This window comes from Fibrella musci, assembly GCF_041321105.1.
Classification (GTDB): Bacteria; Bacteroidota; Bacteroidia; order Cytophagales; family Spirosomataceae; genus Fibrella; species Fibrella musci.
Map to the genome: position 1 here is coordinate 22,333 of NZ_JBGGWD010000012.1, position 20,631 is coordinate 42,963.

Annotated in this window: 17 protein-coding genes; 2 read left to right on the top strand and 15 right to left on the bottom strand. The window is 52.5% G+C overall.

From position 1 onward, the window contains the following. Window positions 1-12: 12 nt before the first annotated feature. The 13 genes from ACAW74_RS28380 to sbnA form a co-directional block, all read right to left on the bottom strand. Complete coding sequence (locus tag ACAW74_RS28380; protein ID WP_370701597.1) at window positions 13-2,016, bottom strand: AMP-binding protein; 2,004 nt, start codon at window positions 2,014-2,016, stop codon at window positions 13-15. A 16-nt stretch (window positions 2,017-2,032) separates the two neighbouring features. Continuing rightward, complete coding sequence (locus tag ACAW74_RS28385) at window positions 2,033-2,605, bottom strand: GNAT family N-acetyltransferase (RefSeq protein ID WP_370701598.1); 573 nt, start codon at window positions 2,603-2,605, stop codon at window positions 2,033-2,035. Then, a complete protein-coding gene (locus tag ACAW74_RS28390) occupies window positions 2,602-3,495 on the bottom strand; it encodes a glycosyltransferase family 2 protein (RefSeq protein WP_370701599.1) in 894 nt (297 codons plus the stop codon). The genes ACAW74_RS28385 and ACAW74_RS28390 overlap by 4 nt, the downstream gene beginning before the upstream one ends. Window positions 3,496-3,503: 8 nt before the next feature. Continuing rightward, entirely contained in the window at window positions 3,504-3,884 is a 381-nt protein-coding gene (locus ACAW74_RS28395) for a hypothetical protein (RefSeq protein ID WP_370701600.1), read from the bottom strand. A 246-nt stretch (window positions 3,885-4,130) separates the two neighbouring features. Next, window positions 4,131-6,551, bottom strand: coding sequence for a penicillin acylase family protein (locus tag ACAW74_RS28400; protein ID WP_370701601.1), 2,421 nt, complete (start codon window positions 6,549-6,551; stop codon window positions 4,131-4,133). Continuing rightward, complete coding sequence (locus ACAW74_RS28405) at window positions 6,538-7,500, bottom strand: glycosyltransferase (protein WP_370701602.1); 963 nt, start codon at window positions 7,498-7,500, stop codon at window positions 6,538-6,540. Before ACAW74_RS28405 ends, ACAW74_RS28400 begins: the two co-directional genes overlap by 14 nt. 94 nt (window positions 7,501-7,594) lie before the next feature. Further along, window positions 7,595-9,205 (bottom strand): condensation domain-containing protein, encoded by a 1,611-nt coding sequence (locus tag ACAW74_RS28410; RefSeq protein WP_370701603.1) that lies wholly within the window; start codon window positions 9,203-9,205, stop codon window positions 7,595-7,597. Beyond that, the gene (locus ACAW74_RS28415) at window positions 9,202-10,140 is read right to left on the bottom strand and encodes a DUF6734 family protein (RefSeq protein ID WP_370701604.1); all 939 of its coding nucleotides are present in this window, start codon (window positions 10,138-10,140) and stop codon (window positions 9,202-9,204) included. Before ACAW74_RS28415 ends, ACAW74_RS28410 begins: the two co-directional genes overlap by 4 nt. A gap of 15 nt (window positions 10,141-10,155) precedes the next feature. After that, on the bottom strand, window positions 10,156-12,573 hold the full coding sequence (locus ACAW74_RS28420) for an outer membrane beta-barrel protein (RefSeq protein WP_370701605.1): 2,418 nt from the start codon (window positions 12,571-12,573) through the stop codon (window positions 10,156-10,158). Window positions 12,574-12,613: 40 nt separating this feature from the next. Continuing rightward, window positions 12,614-13,969 (bottom strand): FAD-dependent oxidoreductase, encoded by a 1,356-nt coding sequence (locus tag ACAW74_RS28425; RefSeq protein WP_370701606.1) that lies wholly within the window; start codon window positions 13,967-13,969, stop codon window positions 12,614-12,616. Beyond that, window positions 13,966-14,877 carry a tryptophan 2,3-dioxygenase family protein gene (locus ACAW74_RS28430; protein ID WP_370701607.1) on the bottom strand — a complete coding sequence of 304 codons (912 nt, stop codon included), beginning with the start codon at window positions 14,875-14,877 and terminating at the stop codon, window positions 13,966-13,968. Before ACAW74_RS28430 ends, ACAW74_RS28425 begins: the two co-directional genes overlap by 4 nt. A 97-nt stretch (window positions 14,878-14,974) precedes the next feature. Then, complete coding sequence (locus ACAW74_RS28435; protein WP_370701608.1) at window positions 14,975-15,940, bottom strand: 2,3-diaminopropionate biosynthesis protein SbnB; 966 nt, start codon at window positions 15,938-15,940, stop codon at window positions 14,975-14,977. Between the two features lie 7 nt (window positions 15,941-15,947). Further along, window positions 15,948-16,940 (bottom strand): 2,3-diaminopropionate biosynthesis protein SbnA, encoded by a 993-nt coding sequence (gene sbnA / locus ACAW74_RS28440; protein ID WP_370701609.1) that lies wholly within the window; start codon window positions 16,938-16,940, stop codon window positions 15,948-15,950. 296 nt (window positions 16,941-17,236) lie between these two features. Here sbnA and ACAW74_RS28715 point away from each other — a divergent pair, with 296 nt between their 5' ends. Both ACAW74_RS28715 and ACAW74_RS28445 read left to right on the top strand, forming a co-directional pair. After that, on the top strand, window positions 17,237-17,473 hold the full coding sequence (locus tag ACAW74_RS28715; RefSeq protein WP_502918619.1) for a DUF8464 domain-containing protein: 237 nt from the start codon (window positions 17,237-17,239) through the stop codon (window positions 17,471-17,473). Between the two features lie 2 nt (window positions 17,474-17,475). After that, entirely contained in the window at window positions 17,476-17,757 is a 282-nt protein-coding gene (locus tag ACAW74_RS28445; protein ID WP_370701610.1) for a toprim domain-containing protein, read from the top strand. A 455-nt stretch (window positions 17,758-18,212) separates the two neighbouring features. Here ACAW74_RS28445 and ACAW74_RS28450 read toward each other — a convergent pair whose 3' ends face one another. Beyond that, window positions 18,213-19,805: an nSTAND3 domain-containing NTPase gene (locus ACAW74_RS28450; RefSeq protein WP_370701611.1), complete on the bottom strand. Its 1,593-nt coding sequence runs from the start codon at window positions 19,803-19,805 to the stop codon at window positions 18,213-18,215. A 4-nt stretch (window positions 19,806-19,809) separates the two neighbouring features. Beyond that, entirely contained in the window at window positions 19,810-20,544 is a 735-nt protein-coding gene (locus tag ACAW74_RS28455) for an nSTAND3 domain-containing NTPase (RefSeq protein ID WP_370701612.1), read from the bottom strand. Window positions 20,545-20,631 lie beyond the last annotated feature (87 nt).

A 20,631-nucleotide genomic window follows, 5' to 3' on the forward strand; every position in this document is an offset into this window, starting at 1 on the left:
TCTATCGGGTAATCAGGCTATCGGCTGGGCTTCGGGCTGGTCGGTAAGTTGCTGGCAGAAGGCCCGGATGGTGGGGCTCGCCAGCAGCCATTCCGCCGGAATGGGGCGTTGAAGCTGATCTTCGAGACGGTGCAACAGCCTAACGGCCGACAGCGAGTCGATCCCGAGTTTATAAATCGACTGATCGAGGAGTTGATCGTCGGTGAGGGTATCGAGACCCGACATGGCCCGGACGGCCGCCAGCAGAACGGGGGCTACCGCAACGGACGGCGACGACACCATCAGCAGGCCGTGAGTCGTGGGTTGGGGCTGGGTCGTAAACCAACGCCGGTAGACCACCTCCAGCTCGTCGTTGAGCAGGCGGGTCCGGCAGGCGTCGCGGCGAATTTTACCGCTCGACGTTTTAGGGGCCACCCCGCTTTTCAACAAAACCACCTGATCGACCTCTACGCCGTGCATCTGTGCCACAGCCTGTTGAATGCTCACCGTCAGGGCGTCGTAGTCGTCGGGCCGGACCCGGTTGAGCGCCACTTCCTGCACGATGCAGACACCCGGCTGCGCTTTGTCGGTCAGAAAGACCGCCGCTGACTTCAGGTGGGGCGATACAGCCTGGCTCGTCCATTCCAGGTCTTGCGGATAGAGGCTCCGCCCCCTAATCTTCATCATGTCTTTCAGCCGTCCCGTCACAAACAACTGGTTGCGGTGCAGGAAGCCCAGATCGCCCGTACGCAGAAAGGGACCCTCCTGCGGTTCGCCGCAATAGGCACCAAATAGTTGTTGGCTTACGATCGGGTTGTTGAAATAGCCTTCGGCCACCGAATCGGATTTTACCCAGATTTCGCCCACCTGATCGTCGGAACAGACGGCCAGCGTGGCGGGGTCAACGATACGTACCTGCGTGTGCTCCGGTACACGCCCGCAGCCAACCAGCCGGACGCTGTCCGAGTCGTTAGAGGTAGCCAAGGTGATCGTGTTCTGGGCCAGCTCCCGGCTATTGACCCGCAGTAGCTGATAGGCTTCATTACGGTGCGTGGCGGTTATTTTCAGGGTTGTTTCGGCCATACCGTAGCCGGGTTTCAGGACATTGGCGGGCAAATAGGCTTTGGCAAAGCGCTCGTTGAACTGTACCAGTGTTGTATCCCGAACAGGCTCGGCGCAGTTGCCTAGATACCGCAGGCTGCTCAAATCGAGTTGGCCAAGCTGCTCATCGGTGATTTTGGCCAGACATAGGTCGAAGGCAAAATTGGGAGCCACTGAGTGCGTGCCGCGCGAGGTGGTGATAGCCATCAGCCATTTCATCGGGCTCACCATAAAATCGAGGGGTGACATCACCACGCAGGTAGCGCCACAATACATCGGGAGCATAATACCCGCCACCAGCCCCATGTCGTGAAACATCGGCAGCCAGGTAACCATGGTACAGGTTGAGTCGAATCCGGCGTTTTCGGCCAGATCGGCCAGGTTTGCGTCGAGGTTACGGCGCGTCACCATCACACCTTTCGGTGTTCCGGTCGAGCCGGAGGTGTATTGCAGAAAAGCCCGGTGCTGGGTACGTTCGTAGTCGGCAGATGCCGTTGGAGCCGTTTCCTGAAGCGTCTGGATATCCAGAAAGCGGAGGTCGCGGCTGTCAAGTTCGGCCAGCCGGTTAGTGTCGGCGCAGGCCTGGATTACCGCGGCGTTGGTCAGCACGGTGCGCGTGGCGGCGTCATTCACCACAGGCCCGATCCGGTTGTGTTTATCGCGGGTGCTGGGCACTGGCAGCGGCACCGCCACTTTACCAGCATATAGGCAACCCAGAAACGCAACGATAAACTCAAGACCAGCCGGAAACATCAGCAGTAGGTTGGTATCGTCGAGGGTGGCGAGTTGCAGCCCCACTGCCATTGCCCGCCGGTGCAGATCGCCGAACGTCAAACTAGTGAGGCCACCAGGCGACGCTGTCTCGAAGCTGTAGGCGCGTTTGTTGGGCGTCTGGGTGGCATGCTGGGCCAGTTTGTCGAGTAAAGTAAAGGTCATGTTCATGGCAGTAGGTTTATGCGTGCATGTCAAGCCATTCATCTTTTAGAATACTGAATGACAAGGAGTCGACCCAGGCACCTCCTTCGTAGCGGTCAGCGCGGACAACGCTTTCCAGCTTCATGTTGCACTTCTGCAACACCTTCACCGACGCCATGTTGTTGACGCTGCATGAGGCGACAACTTTATGAATGCCCAAGTTTTTGAAGCCGAAATTGATCAGCCCCTGGGCAATCTGTGTGGCGTAGCCCCGGTGCCAGTATTTCTCTTTCAGGTAATAGCCAATTTCGGCGATGCCGCCCGTCTGGTTTTTCCGCGTGATGCTCAGACCACCAATTCCGATGTGGTTGGCTTTACCCAGCCCCGCGGCTAGGTAGAAGTTCTGCCGGTCGGGGTTTTGCGCCTCGCTGATCATTCTTTCCAGATGATATTGTGTGTCTTCGATGCTCTTGCTCTGCTCAATGGCCGCAAACCGCATCACGGTCGGGTCTGATAACACGCTGTGGAGCGAAAACAGGTCTTCTTCCGTATGCTCCCGCAGGTGTACATCCGGGCACGTGATGTGAAGGGTGTTGAGCATCGTCTTCATAGGGACAGTAAAGCAGGCTGATTTTTTCCAACCCCTTTCCCAATGAGGTAGTCGTTGAAATCCATCAGGTTGGTTTCCAAGTAAAGCCTAGACTGTAGCGAGTTGTATTTTTGATGAAACTGCCGCGCATTGCGAGTTTGCGACTGTAGCTTGAAGGCGTCGTCTTCTTTGGCGTGGGGCAGGTGCACCGCCATCGCGTTCCGATTGAGGACAATTCGAACGCCCGCCAGCTGAAGCCGATAGGCCAGATCAATGTCTTCAAACCCCCACGACTGATCGTAATCGAGGTCAAAACACCCCACCTCCCGCAGATCGGTCAGGCGGGCCGAGACATTGCAGGTCCAGTAAAACACCCACGGGGCCGGTAGCTGATCGATCTGATCGTTGCAGCGGGTATAGCAAGTGTCGCGCATGTCGCCGAAAGCGGGCATGTTGCGAAACCGCCGGATGGTCTGGTCGGGGTTGTCCACGTCGACATGCTGCCAAAGAGCGGCATCCAGCTCATTAAACTGCTCAAAACCATAGGCATAGCCCACTACAGCCAAGGGCTCGGGGTGGCGCAAGTACGTTGCCAGATGCGCGGTAACGCAGTCCGACGCCAGCAGCATGCCCGAGTCGACAAATACGGCGATGTCGCCGGTAGCTCGGTCAATTGCCTTATTGCGCGCCTCGCCCGTACGGTTACCGCGATCGTCCTGCCACAGGTACGTTAAAGGCAACTGTTGACTAAACAAATCGACCACGGCCTCGGTGTGATCGGCCGATCCATCGTCGACCACAAGCACTTCCATAGACTGCCCGGTAGCTAGCTGCTGCTGCGTGAGCGAGTGCAACGTGTGCGCCAGAATATTGGCCCGGTTATACGTCGGAATAATGACAGATGCTTTCATTGGACCGTTCAGCGCGTTACAGGTTTGCTAAATAGGTGGGTCAGGAGGCGGGTTTCGTAACCGACCATGCCGCCTAGAAAACCCAGTAACATACCCAGCGCGCCCACGACAACGAAGACACCGGGTGTGCCACCTACGTGCAGCAACTCGCCGATACGGCCCGTCAGGATGCCGTTGGACGGTGCGTAGTGCCAGACGGCGGTAGCCAGCCAGATCAGGCCGATAGTCAGGGCGGCAATCAGGCCCGTGGCTGCACGAGCGGTAGTGGTGGCGTAGCCGATCAGGACGGCCGCCAGCAGGGCCGACCACCAGGGTAGCATTCCCTGGAAGCCTATCCAGAGGCCCAGCGTAGCCAGAATGAGTCGGGTCGATGTAGCACGAAGGTTCATAAGAGTAGAGCGAGAAATGGCCGTCCGTAATTGATTGATCGAATGTAGGTTAGCCTAGAAAAGAGCCCAATAAAAAAGGACAACCACCCCCCTTTGGTCATACAAACCCGGCGAACGGAGGGATTTAGGCGGGTTGATTTTGGGCTATCCTAAAACGCACAGTGCGTCTGGCGCGGCGGCGTAGACGGGCTTTTGCTAGCCTCATCCACGCCGCCGCGCCAGACGCACTGTGCGTTTTAGGCCCGCTTACTCGAACCGGAACGTTCGCAACGATGGCTGGATCGCCGAGGTCAGGTAGCGTAACGGGCGCAATTGCCCGGTTTGCCAGTTAGGTAGCATGTCGTCGTAATGGGTACTGCCCGGATTGCCCGACTGCCCCCCCGGATATATCCCATAGGCTTTCGGCTCCGGCCCCACTTCGACCACCATTCGCCACGAAGGTCCCCAGTTTTTCCCGACCGCATTGATGATATTATCGCCTCCGCCAATCTTCAGCGTCTGTCGGCTGAAGGCGTCGAGGCCAGGGATAGGATGCCGAATCGACGTCGATTTGTAGCGGTACCAGGCCCATTTTTCATCGATGGGACCAATGTATTTTACCATAGAGTCGATGGCCATCGAAAACGACAGCCGGGCGGCGTCGGTCAGGGTTTCGCGCGTCTTGGGCGTTGTCTGATTATCGAACCAGGGCGACGTGGGTTCATGTCGGATCATGTGCAGCGTGCGATCGAATGACGGGTACCGCATGGCCTGTGTGCCTTCGCCTGCAAACTCGTCTTTCCAGACGGCGTCGGTAAAGCGCCACATCCATTCCTGAAAAATGGCGGGCTCCACGGCGTTGGTGGTGTTCTGGTACGACCACTTCGTGAGCATGTCGTAGGCTTTGCGTTGCTGCGGGCTCAGCGCACCGGCATCGAGCTGATTAAGTAGTAGCGGCAGCACGTCGTAGGCCCGTACGTTGAAGACATCAGTTTGCAGGCGCTGCATGCTGTCAATGGTCACGTGGTTCATCTGCCTCAGCCGCTGATCGAGGCGACGAGCCCGTTCGGAGGGTGCGTATTGCCAGCTCAGGTAGTAGGGGTAGCTCTGATCGACGGGCGACTGGTTGGCCGAAAACAGGTAGCCTTTGCCAGGGTTTTTCTGGTGCGGGTTTTGGTCAAACGGAATAAAGCCCTGCCAATCGTGCGACGGATCGCTGCCGTCGAGCAGGTATTTACCCTGCCCCGCCCAGCGTAACGGAAACTGCCCGTTGACCCAGATGGCGATGTCATTCTGGCTCGAGGCAAAGATAAAGTTCATCGCGGGTGACCCGTACCCCGACAGTGCGTGCTGAAAATCGGTCAGGTTAGCGGCGGTGTTCAGGTGCTTGAAGCACAGTAGATCGGCTGATGGCTCGTGGCCTACCCAACGAAAGGCGTAGCCACTGGTGGCGGTTGTCGGTTCGCCCTCATATTGGCGTACGGGGCCGTGGTGAGTGTAGCAAACGGTGTCATAAACCATGCCCCCACCCCGTACTCGTATCGCTTCGACCCGACGTTCAACGGGTCGCCAGCCACCACCGTAGCGGTAAGCCGTCTTGCGGGCGTCGTTGAACTCGATTTTATACCAGTCGGCCACATCGGCTTCGGCGTTAGTGACGCCCCAAGCGGCCGATTGGTTGAACCCGATAATGACATACGGAATACCCGGCAGCGAGACACCATAGACGTTGAGCTTGTTTGTTGGGTTGACCAGCTGCACCTCATACCAAACCGACGGCAAGCCAAGGTACAGATGCGGGTCGTTGGCCAGGATGGGTTTTCCGTTCTGCGTTTTACTTCCTCCCACAACCCAGTTGTTGGAGCCTAGCCCCGCAACCCGTTCGGGCTCGGAGCGGGTGCTGACCAGCGCATCCCATGCCTTGTTCTTTCCCTGCGCCACCCGGATGGGCGGCTGGGTACGTTCCTGGGGCCCAACGATAATGGGCGAATCCTGATAAGGTCGGTTGGGAAACAGGTTTTCGGTTTGCGCCAGCCCAACTTTCTTCATGATATTGGTCATACGCAGATCGTCCGATTCTCCGCAGAGCATCAGGGCCATCTGCTTCATCAACAGCACACTCTTGATCGGTGTCCAGGGTTCGGGCTGGTAATCAAGCAGCTTGTATTCGACCGGCAGATCACATTTGCGCAACGTGGCGATGTAGGCATTTACGCCACTGGCATAAGCCTCTAGTTCTGCCATCGCTTCGGGGTTTCGGCTCAGTTGGCGCATCGTCAGTTCAGCGCTTTTGGTGAGGCCTGTTCGGCGTTGCGACAGGTCCATCTCCAGCACCCCATCTCCTACTATTTCGGCCAGCCGACCCGCTGCTGCCAGCGCCTGGAACTCCATCTGCCAAAGCCGGTCTCGGGCCGTCAGATAGCCCTGCATGAAGTACAGGTCGTGGTTGTTTTTGGCAAAAATGTGACATACCTGCGCAGAATCGACGGTGACATCGACGGGCTGCGTTAGGTTGCCAGCCAGAGGGGTAGCCAGCTCGGTTTGGCCACTCGTTTCTTCGTTACGCCAGAACCCTTCCTGCGGGCTTAGAAAAGCACCAAGGGGTGGCAGGTGCATGATCGGCGTGTTGAGCGCCAGCGCCAGCGCCACGGTGGGCAGCAGCCAGACTAGTAGCTTATACGGTTTCATAAAGGGCGGCTTTTGCAGGGGTGGTGGCTACCGTACGGGGTGCGACGAGGGGCATTGTCAGGATGCGTTCGTTCAGGTCACTACATTCTTCGCCAACGGCTTTCTGCAACAGATACGTCGCGTAGGTATTGCGCTTCTGGTGCAGATAAACCCGGTTCTGGTGCGATAGCCGAAACTTCTCTTCAGAGCCTTTATCGTGCGGATGATGCACGCCGATAGCCTGCCGGTTTAGTACGATCGTAGTACCAGCTTCTTGCAGGCCAATGGCCATGTCGTTGTCTTCGCAACCCCAGATACCGTCGAAGCCAACATCAAACAGCCCCGCATTGATGAAGTCTTGGCGCCGGGCCGAAACGTGGCATGTCCAGAAGAAAATCCAGGGCGCTGGCAAGTCGATCAGGTCGTCGTTGTACTGCTGGTAATACGCTTCACGGATATCGGCGAAGTCCCCCGATTGCTGCAACAAGCTGATTGTATGAGCCATATCACCGGGGTTGATCAGGCGTTTGAGTTCATCCCCGTGCGTATCGAACTGTTCAAAGCCGTACACATACCCGATCAGAGCCAGGGGCCGTTCGGCCAGGGTGTGCATGCGGATGTGCTGTTCGACGGCATCGGGCGCAAGCAAAACCCCGGAGTCGATTAAGATACATAATTCACTCTGGGCCAACAGGATACCCATATTCCGAGCCGAACCGGGCCGGTAACCCAGATCGGGCTGCCAACAATAGCGGATGGCTAACTGCCCAGTTTGCTGATAGTGCTGCACCAGCGCAAACGTATCGTCGGAGGAGCCGTCGTCAGCCACAATTACCTCAAAGTCGGTCTGTGATAGGGTTTGCTTTACGAGCGTCTGCAAGGTGTGGTTGAGCAGGTCGCGTCGGTTATAGGTTGGTATAATAACACTGGCCCTGTAGGGCCGGCAGGATGTTGTCTGACTGGTTTTCATAGCTACTATTTATTTATATCTCGTTTTACGTAATCGACGTATTATCAGCATTATATAGGTTCTATTAGTAGGCAGAGCGCCATGCCTCAGCAGGCTACCGGGTGTAGGTCGCTGTTCGGCCCATCAGGTCGGCAGCCGTGCAGGTATGTTCTTGCGGGCCGGGCAGCGCCGCGAGCAGGCTGGCTAGACTCGCATGCAACTGCTCGATGACGGCCGCCGAGGCCCGATCCGTGCGGTAGATGGTAATCCATTCCAGCGCATTATCAAACTGGCCGATCATCAGGAACAGATCGAAGTAGGCGATGAGGCCGCCGGTCTTGTGGGTGGTTTGCTGGCGGGCTTCGGGTAGGCTGGCGCCCGAAAACCGGAGGCAGTTTAATAGCATCGAGGGAATTTGGGCCTCGGGTAAGCCAACTTCATCGAGCAGACTGGTCATATCGACGCCGCCGTTGTCAATGCCTTCCTGCATGATCGCCTGAACCCGAACGACTTCTTTGCCCAGCGGCTGCGTTTCGTCGATGTCCACGGGGCAGTAAATGCCACAGGTGAGCCAGCCAATTGTGTGAGCGTTGCGGTGCGGATCGCGGTCGATCATGGGTACGTCATACACGACCCGCTGCTGCCCAACCGTCTGGCGCAGGGCTAGGCTGAACAACGTACCCAACAAGGCCGGAAACTCAACCTGCCAGGCGCGGCAGTAGACGTGCAACCGATCGAGCGTGGCTTGGTCGAAGCAGGTTTTGAATTCGCCACCGTCGGGGGTATCAACACGCCGCACCAATTCTCTTACCCAGCGAGCCGGGCCAATACCCAGCCGATTGATACTGGCGTGGATTGTCTCGTATTGGTCAGCCGGGCGGGCGGCGGGCAACGCGCCAAGCGTCAACTCGGGCAGGCCCTGCCTGAGTAGTCTGAGCCAGTAGGATTTGCGTTGCGATGCACGCCATAACCGACGATGGATGTAGTCTTTGTAATGCTCGATCACCGGGGGAAGCCCAACGGGCTCCTGCCGTAACAGGCTGGCATACACCTGCGCCATTTCCTGCTTCAGGAGTTGTGTCGATTCGTTGTCGGCAATGGCGTGGTGAATGGTCAGGCAGAGTTTAGAGCGGCCGTCTGTCTGTTGGCCGCACAGCACCCGAAACAGCGGCGCCCGTTCAAGGTCGAACGCCGTTTCGTTTGCCTGACGGCACCATTCTACCCAGGTTGGGAAGCTCGTGGGACCCTCGGGGAGCAGGCGGTAATCGATGGGTAGCGGCCCGATTTGGCCCGGCTCTACGATCAGTTGCCGCAGCGTTCCCGCCACCACCCGCAGACAAGTTCGGAGACTCTCATGGCGAGCAACCAGATGGCGAATAACGGCTTCCAGCAATGGTTTTTTCAGGTCTTCGACCTCAACGACCAACTGGATATTGAAAAAATTACCATTTTCTTTTAGCCGAAACAGCAGCCATTCTCGCTCCAACACCGGATGCACTGGATAGTAAATTCCCGCCGCATCCTGCCAACTGGGCGTCAGCGGGCCAGGCCCCTGTTCCTTCGGCTGGCTCAGGTGCTCAACCAAAGCTACCTTTTGCGTCCGGACGGCCTGCAACAAACTGGCTGGCAACGTGTTGGGCAGCGCGCTTAGGTGCAGCGCGTCGCCCTTCAGGCTAAGGTTGGCACCTGCCTGCCGTAGTTGCAGAAAAATATCGGTGACGGTCATAGCGTAGCGGCAGCTTGTTTGTAGGACCACCAGATAGGCCACCAGCGGGAGGCCGGTTCGGGGTATAATTTGCTGATCCTTCGGTAATAGTCGGGCGAAACACGTGCTAGTCCCTTGGCCACGTATTTGCAACCCAGCGGGCTTTGTTTAAATGGCCCTACGGGATGACTATAGCCCAGTTCGTTGCTCTTGCCCATGTAGCGGGCAATGGGCCCGTACTCGTCAAATGTGTCGACGGGATTCAGCAGGTACGTGATTGGCAGCCGGTGTTGTGCCGCCAGGCAATAGAGCAGGTGCTGTTCAAATACACAGTTGAAATAGACCGAATTGACTTTATCCCAGTGCGCTTTGTTCTGGTCAATGAAGTGCTTCGCCTCACGTACATAGGTGCTGATGAAGCCGTAGTTGGTTCCCCCAAATAAACCGGTGTTGGACGCGCTCAGCTGCGGAGTAGTCTGCCGATTGGCCCTGATGCTGTCAGGTACGTACCTGAAGTGCGACTCAATAGCCTCGATGGCTTCGTGATAGATCGGGAAATTGACCTCAATGTTTTGGCTCACCAGCGTTGCCGTGGTGATGCGCGGGGCCAGTGGTTTGTGCAGGAACACATCGCCATCGATATGTAGGAAGGGTTCCTGCTGAAGCTGGTAGCTCACCAGCTTCGGCAGGGCCCACAGGGTTTGCGGGTACGTGGTCATGGTACCATCGAGGGCGACCTTCACGCTGGTGTATGGTAGCTTCAGCCGGTCGACGAGCAATTCCTTACCGACCTCGTCGGTAACCAGTTCCACCTCGGCATAGTGGCGACGGGCCAGTAGGCAACTCAGCGCCCAGCTCATGTAGTGGAATTTGCTTTCGCGCCACCCGGCGGGGTGGTTGAGCAGTTCCTCGACGGTAGCCAGGTTACAGGACCAGAACGTGTGAACAATTTTCATGGCCGGTTGGGCGTATCAGTGGTCTTTATTCCGAATCCGGCGGCGTTCGCTTTCAGCGCCCGACTCCCGTGCGTTGACTTCCTGCACCTTGCCCCGGTTGAAGGTATAGGTCAGGCTCAGGAAGACCCGGCGGCTTTCCCACTTACGGTACGACTGAATCGTGAATGAATCCGAAATTAATTCGGTGGCCCAGCGTTGGGTGTTCAGCACATCGTACAGGCCCACTTTCAGATTGGCTCGGTTGTTCAGCATCATGTATTTATAGCTCATGTCGAGGCTACCTAAGCTGCGGGTACGGAACTGCGTTTCCTGCGAGGGCGAGTTGTACCAGCCACCAATCTCAAACTCCGATTTCTTCGAGAGTTTCATGGTGTTACCCCAGTAGAGCGTCCCACCAAAGCGACCGACATCGAGCGTACTCTGAGGCAGCTGTCCTTTGAAATAGTTGTAGAACGCCCCCACATAGAGGTAGCCGCTCCACCATTTGGTCACGTTGATGGGGCTGCTAAAGCTCAGCGTCAGGTTGCGTTGGTAGCCCACATTGCGCGTAATGTCATAGATCAACGTACCTGACTGCTCACGGATCTGCGAAAACAGGCTGTTGGTATGGCTGTAGCTCAACTTGAAGGTGCTGGCGTATTTATAGGTGTATGACAGCTCGACGTTGTTGGTGTACTGTGGCAGGATATAGGGGTTACCGCGGGCCTGCGTGAAGAAATCGACCTGATAAGTAAACGGATTGAGGTCTTGATAAAACGGACGATCGATCCGACGGCCATAGGCCATGCTGAGCGTTTTGCCCTCCCCTAGCTGATACTGCGCGAACGCCGACGGAAACAGGTTCAAATAGCTGGTGTCGGGTTTCTCGGTCCCCACCAGATCAACGTTGGTGGTGGATTTACCCTTGATACGGGCATACTCAGCACGTAAGCCAGCCTGCACATTAAGCTTACCAAAGCCGCGATTCAGGTTGGCGTAGAGGGCGCTGATATGCTCATTGTAGACAAACTGATTGTTCATGGCCATAAAGGCCTCGCCCTGCATCGTGGTGGTCGTACGCAAGTTACTGACCGACCGCACGCTGGTTGTTTTAAATCCCGTTTCGAGCTTCGTATTGGCCTGTTTCCACATTTTTGAGAGATCCCCTTTCGTCGAGAAAATATCGATATCACCGTTGGTATCGTTGGTTAGCCGATCAATCCGCTGACTTGGTTGCCCGGTTTGCGTCAGTACGTTCATCAGGTAATTACCATCCACGCTGGTATAGGGCGACAGGTCCACGTCGAGGCTATAATCAAGCCCGGTTGTGTCGGAGTAGCGATAATTGAGGTTGTAGTTAGTGCGCGTTTTATGGTGAGGTACGTAGCGCGTGGTCAGGGCGGTTTCCTGGAGTATCTGCTGCCGGTAAAGCAGTGCTTCATTCGTATTGTCGAAATAGTCGTTGCTGCCGTTGCCCATCACCTGAAAGCCAACCACCTGACGGCTCGACAGCCGGTATTCGCCGCCTGCTTTGTAGCTATAGGTACGCCAGTTTTCCACGTCGAGCCCCACCATATCGTTGCGTTCATTGGTGGTGCGGAATAGCCGGTTGTTAGTCGAGCGCGTAAACTGTCGCCCCCCGTTAAACGAGTAGTTGCCAAAGAGCGTCCACCGGCCTTCGTTGAAAGTTAGGTCAGTGCCAGCGTTGTAGCGGGCATGATCACTTTGCAGAAAGCTACCTGTTACGCTGCCATTAATCCCCGCCTTCGGTTGCCGTTTTAGCTTGATGTCGATGATACCCGCGTTACCAGCGGCATCGTATTTAGCCGACGGATTACTGATCAGATCGATAGATGCAATGGTATTGGCCTGTAACGATTTCAAGAACGTGGCCAAATCCTGCTGCGACATCTGCAACGCCCGCCCGTTTACAAAGACATTGACGCCCGACTTACCACCCATCCGAATATTATCGTCGCCGTCAACAGTTAGGCCGGGGGCCTGACGCAATAACTCAATGGTATTCAACCCATCCACACCGTTGCGTTGCTCTACATTGAGCACCACCCGGTCGATATGGTTTTCTACGTAGGGCTTCTTCTTAACAATCGTTACACTGTTCAGTTGTTGCACCTCTTCGGTTAGCGCCAGTGAGTCTTTATAGACCATATTGACTTCCAACTGAAAGGCAGGGGTCGTGAGTAGGCCAAAGCCAATTTTTGAGATCTGTAACACATAACTACCTGCTTCGGCGTCTAATGTGAAGCGGCCTTCTTCGTCGGCCAGGGTACCGGTGGCAAACTCCGAGTCGGCTGCTTTCAGGAGCTTGACAGTGGCGTAGGCCCCCGCCTTGTTGGCCCCGCTGACGGTGCCGGTCAGGTTCAGTTTTTGGGCAAAAGCCCACGAGCAGCTCAGGCCCATTAACAGGCATAGGGTTGCTAGTTTAGTTTTCATAAGTAAAAGGGATTGCGATTGTGTAGTTGTTAGGAAAGCACTAAACCGCCAGTTCGGCTACCGGCTTGCTCATGAGCAGCGGCGTGTAATCGAGCTCCTGCCAAACCGACTCGATGTTGTCGGTGGCCATGATCTGATCGAGTAGGTTTGTTTGCTGTTTGCCTACTTTTACTACCTGATGGTAGGGCACATCGCTAAACGACACCATGCCATACAGTGATCGCCAGCGGTCGGGGTACTCCTGCGTCAACTTGGCGTCGATCTGCTTGCGGAGCAAAAAGCGCGGGTCGGCCACTTTAGCCTGCATTTCTTCGTAATTCTGGAGCGAGAGCGCCGCAATGGCGTCGGTATCACGTTTGCGTTGCTGCTGATAGGTAGCCATTACGCAGGCCCAATCCCCTTCGCAGTCGTCAAGCAGGGCCATAATTGTCGAGCAGTCCTCAAAACCCGCGTTCATGCCCTGCCCGAAGAAGGGCAGAATCGCATGGGCGGCGTCGCCCACGAGCATGGCCTTGTCCTGGTAGCACCAAGGGTAGCAGTCGACCGACATCAGTGCCGACACGGGATTTTCGTTGAATTGCGCCGTGAGGGTCGGCACCAGCGGAATCAGGTCGGCGAAGTACGTCGCAAAAAAATCGTCGATGGCCGCGTCGGTCTGCAAGGCGTCGAACGAAACGGGCCCCTTCGATGGCAAAAACAACGTACCTGTAAAGCTGCCGTCGATATTGGGCAGGGCAATCATCATAAACTGCTGCCGGGGCCAGATGTGTAGCCGATCGGGCTGAAGCTGGAACTCCCCCGCCACCGAAGCCGGAATGGTCAGCTCTTTATAAGCTTGGGCAATCTGCCGAGTATTGAGCTGAAATGCCGGGAGCGTTGGATAGTAGCTGCGAAGCACCGAGTTCAGGCCATCAGCCCCGATCAGCAGATCGGTAGCGCAGGCCGTGGGGGCCGCGTCGGGCGGGCACACCGTGAACGTAGACCGGGCAAAATCAACTTCCAGACAGGGCGTATCGAAGTGCAGCGCGATGCTGGGGTCGGCCGATACGGCGTTGAGCAAGACTTCGTTGAGCAGCTGCCGCGACACGGCGTAAATCGCCTCGTTGGCCCCGCCATACGGCATAAACGACTCGGTGCCGTCGAGGTGGTGAATCTGACGGCCATACATCGGCAGGGCAATGGGACGTACCTGATCGGTGAGACCCACCTGTTCGATGGCCTTCCAGGCACGGCAGCTTACCGCCAGGTTAATCGACCGTCCCCGCGTATTTTTGCGGCGGCTGTCGGCGCGTTTTTCGTAGATCGACAGCGCGTAACCACGCCGGGAGAGCATCAGTGCCAGCAGGGAGCCAACCAGCCCCGCGCCCAGCACGCTGATCGTGCGAACAGTTTTCATGCGGCGGCCTGGGTTACGTACTTTTCAACATAGAGTTTTCCCCACTCGGCTTCTTCTTCCTGCTGCCAAAGGCTGGAAAAAAATGAAATCCGCTGAAAACGCGGTGGCAGGTAGGCCCGCCAGTTGGTGCCCCCAGTAGCGGCGGCGGCGTTGCCGTTGCGCATCAGGTGGCGCAGCGCAGCCTTGTAGTGGATCGTTTTCCAGCCCACGTTAAAGAGTTGATCGTAGTCGCGCAGTTCGGCGACGATCTGCGGGTATTCGGGCTGATCGTAAAATTTCTCGAAACTCGTCGAGATGTTTTGGCCCTGGCAGTTGAGCGCATGACGGTAGAGAAGTTGATCGTAGGCCTGCTCAAAATTGACCAGGCATTGATCTTTCTGCCCCGTGGTGGTGTCGATAGCACCGCGTTTCCAGTACAAGCTGGCAAACAGCTGCTCTACCGTGGCCGGGGCCGTGACGGTGCCGTTGGTCAGGGCCATCAGCGAAGTTGAGTAAAGCTCGATTTGCCGAAACTGAAGCGACTGAAACCCGCTGGCGGGCACAAGCACTTTCCTGAACTGTTCAAACTGAACCCGGTCGAGGCCGTCGATGACAATGTCGAACGAGTAAATCAGGTTTTTACAATAGCGATTAATGCGCCGTACCTTATCCAGAAAGGTTTCGCCAGCCGTGGCCGGTAACGCCAGCAATTGCTTGATTTCCTGAATGATCAGCTTGAAATACAGTTCGGTAATTTGATGGTACGTGATGAAGATAACCTCGTCGGGGTAGTGGCTTCGGGGTTGTTGCAGGTGCAGGAGCGCGTCGAGCTGAATGTAATCGGCGTAGACGATCTCGCGTTCGTAGGGTAGTTTATCGAGTCGCCATCGCAGGTCGGCTTCGCTAAACTGGGTGAGCAGCTGCTCCATTTTTGCGCTCAGTGTTTCCGGTAGTTCTATACTATGCATCATGTTTTCTAGCCATTTTCTATCGTCAAATCCTAAATCTTATCCTATCGTAGCGTAATCAGGCCGCCAGCCGAACCCCCTTTCCATCGGTGGTCATCTGCTCCAGTATGTAGTTGCCGAGAGCGATGTCGAACACGGCCATGCCCATCGGGTTGAAGTGCAGCGCGCCTTCGATGGGCAGTTGTGTAATGGCCTTGCTAAACACCACATCAGCCAGCGAATGAGCCTGCTCCGGCTGAAGCTGCCCGCTCAGGTAAGCCCGCTCCACGAAGGTGTTTTCGCGGCAGACCTCGTCCCAGTCGTCGACGACCACATGCTGGTTGAAGAAAGGAATGGTAACCGGGGCATAATCGCGCAGGGATACGTTGAGATGCACCGAGCCGTTTTTGGGCGCGTGGGTGATATAGGGCTCCTTTGCTACGGTGCAGGCCATAAACAGGTCGGCCTCGTCGTAGACCTCGGCCCAGGAGTCGGCCGTGTCGATACCGGCGTCGCGGGCCTGCGCCATCAGTTCAGGGTTAGTGTCGTAGACGCGCACCGATGTCGCTTGCTCGCCCAGCAACGCCTGGCACATTTTGTAATGATATTGCCCGATGGGCCCCCAGCCAGTGATACCCACCCGCAGCGGCCGCGACCCAAACAAAGGGGCTACCGCCTGCACAAACAAGCCGCTGACGGCGGCGGTACGCAGCACACTCAACAGCGCCGTATTGATGATGGCTACCGGTTGGCCCGTATCGGCGTCGTTCAGAATCACGACGCTGCTAGCGCGGGGCAATTGCCGTTTGTGATTGCCGGGAAAGCTGGCGATCCATTTAATACCCGCCCGGTGAATGCCGCCGCCCACATAAGCCGGCATGCTGATAATCCGGTTCTGAGGGTCGCCGTAGCGTAGGTAGGGTTTGAGCGGCTGGGCGTAGTCGTTCTGGCTGATGCAGCCCAGCGCCTGCCGGATAACACCCGTGTAGGCCGGCCACGACAGCGGTGCCGACAGTATATCGTACTGGTTGATGTAAGTGATCATGATGGAATTAAGCCAGGCCCAGTTTGTCGCGGCACCAGGCCGGGTTATACACGGTGTCGAGGTACTTGCTGCCGCTATCGGCGAAAATGGCCAGGGCTGTCGGGGACGACAGGCTATGGGGCTGCCGACCGAAATAGTACTTCATGGCCGCGTAGACCGTCCCCGACGAGCCGCCGGTAAACAGGAAATGGTCTTTGAGCAGGGCATGGCACGCCTGGGCGGCGGTGGCTTCGTCGATCCAGACGACATCATCGATATAAGCCTGATCGAGAATAGCCGGGCGCTGACTCGACCCGATACCGGGGATGTAGCGCCCTTTGGGGGGTGAGCCAAACACTACCGACCCGACCGTATCGACTGCGATGATGCGAATGGCTGGGTACGTCTCTTTCAGCTTGCGCGACAGGCCCGTGATGGTACCACCCGAACTGACCCCTACGAAGGCATAATCGAGCGAGGGTAGCTGATTACCGATTTCGTTCCCCAGCGTTTCGTAGTAGGCCTGGGCGTTGAGCGGGTTGGCGTACTGGTTGATCCAGTAGCGTTTCTGCGGCTCGGCCATCAGCGCGTGAATACGCGACAGGCGGGCCTTCAGGTAGCCGCCGACCGTGTTGGGCGTAGAGACCATGTCGATCACCGCGCCGAATTCCTCCACCATCCGCAGGTTATAAGGCGTAATGTTGGGGTCGATCACGCAGCGAAACCGCAGCCCATAATACTGGCAGTAGGCCGCCAGCGCCACGGCGTAGTTGCCCGACGACGATTCGACGATTTCGGTATCGGCGTCGATAGTGCCCATCGCCAGCAGGTTACGCAGGATATAGTGGGCCGCACGGTCCTTTACTGACCCCGTGGGGTTATACGCTTCCAGCTTAACGTAGGCGTTGGCGTTGGGTATACTGCCTTCGCCCAGCCGCACCATGGGCGTATTGCCCACCAGTTCAAGGCAGTGGTCGCTAATTCGTCCGGCACTGATATACGGTTCTTGTAGGATAGTCATCTGCTATACGTGTTCGTCTTTTACCTATTAGTAGGTCTAAGTTGACGGGACGCGCAAGCAACCTCAAATAAAGAGGACAAGCCCATTCATTGGGACGACAAAACCGGCCGTTGGCACGACGTGCATGTACCGGTCAGCGGTGGGTGTAGATATGGGGTAAGGGTAGTTGAGCGGCACCCGATCAGCTAGCCAGGTACGTATAAGCCTGCTCTGTCGCTAAAGAGCGAGGGACCAAGGAAACGCGTCCTTTTCTTTAACGGCTCAACTTCTCAAACAGAGAGCAAGCTTTGTATTGTATGCACTCAACCTATCCGCAATCGGGTTTTACTGGCCTACTTACAAAGTCGTTGTATCATCTTCCCTGTGCGAGCCACTACCTAGCTGAAGTGCATTATGAGGTTAAGAGCAAACATTATTTTGCCTTAAGCTTTAAAAACGATAAGGGGGGTTATAAGCTACGAAGTGAACATTTCAAAGTTCAACATCCCCAAAATGGTTTTCGAGCCTTAGCGGGCAAAATAGCGATACGCTAAACGTGTTTGAGGTTTTTTTTGATCTACTCTCTTGCTGTCAGCAATTCAAAACAATACGGCTTAGAAACCCAACTATCGTTTTGAACTCGCTTTCCTTTCTTCAAGAGGTAGTACCTACACTTACCACCTATCGACAGGTAAACGTCTTTTTCGACAACGATACGTCAGGAAAACGTGCCTTAGGGCATCTGCAAACAGAAAGCATAGCGGCTAGTGACTGCTCAGTATATTATCCAGCCTGCAAAGACTATAATGAGTACCATATAAGGCACCATTTAGGGTAGCATTTCAGGCACCATTGACAAGGTTTTACGAAGGTTTAACAAAGGTTTTACCCATCCTTAACGCGTACAATAAGCATGAAACAAAATAGCAAACTAAAAGAAGGTAAAAACGGGCTCAGAAATTACAGTTATGAATCAGCACAAAAAAACAAAGTAACAAGTCATTATAATCGTGACATTGGTCACTGGAAAGAAGAGCAACGAGGTATGTTCTACATGAAACACTGTGTGTTCTGTAAAAAAAGTTTTGAAGCTAGACGTATAGACACTACCTTCTGTTGTCAAGGATGTCAGAAAGCGCATTTGAGGCAAAGAAAACAGAATAGATAGCAAAATGTTGCCATGTAAATAGGTCTGTATATTGGCTCAGTACCATAATTAATCAAGTTATCAAAGAGCATTAATAATTCAGCTAGCCTTTATTACAGACTTATTCGCAAGTTAACGCAATCAGATCAATCATCTTTCGTACCAGAATGTATTTTTAAAGAATCAAAAATATCTTCAATTAAGTTAATACTACGACCCAATGTCTCCTCATTTCTGTAAGGCATTTCATGTCGATCATCTTCATCAATATAGTCTTCATTACTATCATGCGCGTCTCGCATATTACTATACATCTCTTCCTCTAAACGTGAATGAATTCTATCTATTGTATAGCCAAGATTCAAATCAAAAGCGCTTCGGAATCTATCTGCTATATCTATGAGATCGGAAAGAAACATACTATCACTGTTTTCAACTCTAGAACTAATAACGTCTTGAATCATAAATTCTAAATTATTGTCCGTTTTCAGATATACTGAAAATTCATCCACATATAGTGTTGAGAAAACAAGTAGCGCTTCAATGTCTTCAATAGTCTTGATATTATCTACTATACGACTGACAGTTTCTAATACATTAAAGTGCACCTTACTTTTAACCAAGTTAAGCAAACTCACATATCTTGAAATATCCCTACCGTCAATAGATCCAAATTCAGCTACCTCCTGAAATTTCTTAACTATAAAATTATACATATCACAATTCGCACTTACATTAAATTTTTCGATCAAAAATACAAGTTTATCATCTATACTATTATAATGCTTGTTTGAAATAATAATTCTCGATTGAAACACCATAATATTTATGTCTAAAATCGACATTTTATTAAAATCCAAAACTATCTTATTAAACAATTTCGCAATAAAACTCATATCACCAACCTCAACTAAATTTATTTTATTTGAATTTAAAACAGAAATATCAATAAGTTGATTTAAAAATATTGATGATTTCATCATATCATCTATAACATCTTTCAAATGTGTATCAACATATATAACTAAAAAGTCAAATATGGATGGATTTTTAAACTTTACAATAGTTCTTCCACGATTATCAGAGGATGTAGTTATGAAACTACCTTCAAGCTCCGATATAGATTTCATAAAATGAATACTATCAAAACATAAATTATTGTATTTTGATGATGTGACAGAAAAAAAACTATATAGCACTTCTTTCAAGTCATCAATTAGTATACCTTTATAAAAGGGCAACAAATTAATCAGTAAGTATTGTGATATTACTGATATTTTATTTAGGAAAGCATGCTCCCAAACCTTAGTGGGATTATTTAAAAAATCCTTAATTTTTTCAAGAAAATCATTTGTATCTATTCCTCTCCAAACACTTTTGCTTGTAAAATATTCTATAATTCGGGGGTTGTAGTTATTATGATAAATTATAAAATTATAAAAACCTGTATTCACTATCGCGTTAATATATTTTTCAGGCACTTTTGAGTAGTACAAATGACTGTATAATATTTCTGCCTTAATCAGGTTCGTATAAGAACCCAAATCAATTATACATTTCGAAAAATCAATATCTGAATAATTTAATATTTCAGACTTATCTTTGGCTTGAGATAAAATATACTCTCTAGTTGTTAAAATTAATATTTTATCATTAGAAGAAGATATTAATTTTATAAACCTAACTATTTCATTATCCTCATTTTTATTAAAACCAATTTCTAAAAAGTTCGTACCCAAAAAATCATCGAAAAAAAAATACTTGTTTCACATCAGGTTTATACATCATAACCCCATCTTGTATGTTTGAAGATATATACACGAATTCTTGGTAGTCCATTCCTAGATAATACACTGCTAAATAATTCGCTAAGGCAGTCTTTCCAACTCCGGGCAGACCAGATATTATCACATATCTATTGGAATTGATCTTTTCTATACATTGATTTACTCCTTCATTTTGGATATACAACTTGACTTTATTTTGAATTTCTTGCAGAGCAAATTCTGATCCATTATAAACTCTAGAATTAAGTATTTTGTCCATTATATTTATACTGGTAAGCCACAGCTTATAATACTTTTTCTCGATACTAGGATATTTCCCCAACAAGTTATTTACTTCATCTTTTCCTAATATATCCGATTCTATTTTTATAAACGAACCAAACAAATCTAGTATTTCTTTTTTTTGAAACGGAGTTAATCCCGACGAAGTCACTAATATATAGCGATTAGGGTTTAACTTCCTAAGTTTTAAAACCTCTTTTTTTAAATCAGAATATAATGAACTATAGTTATTGTATCTCTTACACTGTACAATCAAGCTTTTACCATCTGATATGTACCTTAGATCAATGCCACCGTCTTTCCCACTTGTAAAACTCTCTAGCATTATTTGCAACTGACACTGAAGCAAATCCCTAGAAAGACTTTCGAACTCAAGTGGTGATAAGTTTAGGAAGTCATAGTTTAACATAGTAATCGTTTAGCTAATACAGGTATGATTGTTCAGACATATTCTTTTTACAATGTAACAAAAAAACCCCCAAATCAAATTGATTTG